This window comes from Candidatus Accumulibacter vicinus (genome assembly GCF_000584955.1).
GTDB classification, from domain to species: Bacteria; Pseudomonadota; Gammaproteobacteria; order Burkholderiales; family Rhodocyclaceae; genus Accumulibacter; species Accumulibacter vicinus.
In genome coordinates this window covers 139,606-141,937 of the sequence record NZ_JDSS02000018.1, presented here as the reverse complement: position 1 = coordinate 141,937, position 2,332 = coordinate 139,606, and the positions used below count along the sequence as shown (strand labels likewise).

At 61.7% G+C, this 2,332-nt stretch carries 3 protein-coding genes; all 3 read right to left on the bottom strand.

The genetic code is table 11. From position 1 onward, the window contains the following. Positions 1–202 precede the first annotated feature (202 nt). Complete coding sequence (locus CAPSK01_RS05605; RefSeq protein ID WP_034923530.1) at positions 203–580, bottom strand: hypothetical protein; 378 nt, start codon at positions 578–580, stop codon at positions 203–205. A 173-nt stretch (positions 581–753) separates the two neighbouring features. Beyond that, positions 754–1,248 (bottom strand): Uma2 family endonuclease, encoded by a 495-nt coding sequence (locus CAPSK01_RS05600; protein WP_034923526.1) that lies wholly within the window; start codon positions 1,246–1,248, stop codon positions 754–756. A gap of 373 nt (positions 1,249–1,621) precedes the next feature. Beyond that, a partial coding sequence (locus tag CAPSK01_RS22045; RefSeq protein WP_273703167.1) for a hypothetical protein occupies positions 1,622–2,332 on the bottom strand: 711 nt, incomplete at its 5' end.

The window sequence follows — 2,332 nt, the reverse complement described above, 5'->3', positions numbered from 1 at the left end:
GACCGCCCGGATGCGCGTGACGGCCGCCACGGTGATGACGCACAGGCCCGTCGTCTGAGCCCGGACGAGCGTCGCGACCTGCGTCGCGACATTCGCGATGCCGGGCGCGAGATCTACGACCGCGATCGCCGGCCGGGCCGCGACGGCGGCTGACTTCACCGGGGACGAGACGGATGCCGGAACTTGAGCAGGCATGGACTGTTTAACGCGAGTGAAACTGCTCGATCGCCCGCCCGATCGTCGAGTCGGTCTGCACGGGCTCGACATAAAGGATCGACGTGGCCGGCAGGATCAGATGATCGGCACCGTGTGCCTCGTTTTTGCGCAGGACGATCTTGTGGCTGGTTGTCCCCGAAGTCGGGTCAACAATGGCGTGCACCGTCATGGCCTCGCGCAAAACAGGGAAATCGGTGCCCAGATGGTCGATTCGTCCGTACAGCAGCGTGCCGTCAGTCAGCATCACTGCCTGGTAGTGGGTGGTCAACAACGGCTTGTGGAAGCGCCGCTGATTCTGGTGGACGGTGACGGCGAGGGCGGCAAAAATGAGCAGTCCGACAACACCGATCACGGTTTCTTTCATCTGTTTTGACTCCTGCGGTTGCACTCGAATCCCTCCCTCTCCACTCGCGGGAGGTCGGGGGTGAGGGGTATCTTGCAAAGTCATGACCGTTTGGACCGGCATCGCTCGGCTGGATCCGTATCGAGGCCATGGCCCGGCAATGCAATGGACCTCGCCGGACTCAAGGAGGGCAATCACACCAGGACCTGGCAGCCACACTCCAATTCGATAAGCACAGGGGAGACTTGCCGCGTCGTGCGGTATTTGCGTACATGTAGGACCAACAGCGTAAGCGGATCGAAGACGATCACATCCCTGACGCCTTGCGACAAATAAAAGGGGGGGCCAATTTCCAGATCCTTGGCTTCAAAACCTTTGCTGACCACCTCAATGACCGCCTCGGGAATCATGGTCAGTGCCGAATCCTGCTCTTCCTCGCTGGGCTCTCGACAAAAAATCGAGATGTCAGGCCGTTTTAGTCCATTAGGGAACTGGATATAGACATCCACGGCATGGATGCATGCACATCCTGATTGAACCTGATCATTTCTGGTGATGCCCTGGACAATGCGTTCTACCTGTTTCTGGTGACGATAAACAGGCTGAGCCTCCCAGATTGGAAGGCCGTTGACGATTTCAAGGCGAATCCCAAGCTCGCTGGCTTGAAGAAGGATGGGTGATAGACTCATGATTGCCGGATGCCTTCAAGCCTTCAAGTTAACGGTCATGACTTTGCAAGACACCCCTGATCATGAAAGTCATGACCGTTTCCCTCTCCCCCGACCCCTCCCCCGCAAGTGGGGAGGGGGGATTCGTGAGTCGCTGACGCGACTTTCACATTAACTTTGCCCAAGCCGTCCGCAACGCATCATCCCCACAGATCGCCCAGGCTGAATGGGCTGCTTGCGCCGGGACCAGGATAGGCGGACGCGCTGACAAGACCAACGGCGAACAGGTGGCTCTTCGCTCTGGTCTCGAAAAGATAGTAGTTTGATGTTACATAATCTGTCAACGAGATTGGTGTGAGCAGGTGTGATGCAAAGAAGGTGATGCGCCAGTGTTTCACTGCAGGGGACTGGACGCGGCCACCGTCACTGCCCACCAGGGGCCATGCGTGCGGCCCAACTGTGCGGCCCAGTACCAGGCGGAAACGTCGCTCCATTGCTGGCCGTCCGGGGCATCGATTCGCTCCGCCACCTCGAGCCGGGTGGCGCCGCGGGTGGCGAGGAATCGCGACCAGTATTGGTCGCCAACACGCTTGATGGCCAGGGTTTCGACGCGGTAGCCGCTGGCCTTGAAGCAGTCGCTGCTGGGGTGGAGCTGGCGGCTGGCGTGCGTCACCCAGCGCAGAATGATCTCCCGCTGGCCGTCGGTGAAGCGTCCGACGCGGCCGGGAAAATCCTGTCGCAGGCGGTCTTCGAGGGGCGTCAGCGGCAGGGCGGTCAGCGGACGACCCTCGAAGCTGGTCGGCCAGCCGGGGAAGGGCACGGCCGCCGGTTCGGCACGGCCGACCCCCTGCGCCAAAGGGGCCAGAGCGGCGAGCAGGCAGACCAGTTGCGCAGGTCGGGTCAGCGCCACGCAACCCGACACCCTGACGGGAGGGCATGCCGGCGCTGCCGAGGGCGTCCGGTCGATGCGGTACAGCCCGTGCATGATCAGCAGTCCGGCGGTGACGAACACGGACATGCCGGCGGCCGTGTGTGCCCAGACAGGCAGCACCAGCAGGCCGCTCTCCAGGTAGAACAGGGCGGCGGCGCGGACGGCATTGGCGGA

Bases quoted from the DNA above. Each gene is read 5' to 3' on its own strand.
- CAPSK01_RS05605 (WP_034923530.1), bottom strand. From the start codon at position 580: ATGAAAGAAACCGTGATCGGTGTTGTCGGACTGCTCATTTTTGCCGCC.
- CAPSK01_RS05600 (WP_034923526.1), bottom strand. From the start codon at position 1,248: ATGAGTCTATCACCCATCCTTCTTCAAGCCAGCGAGCTTGGGATTCGC.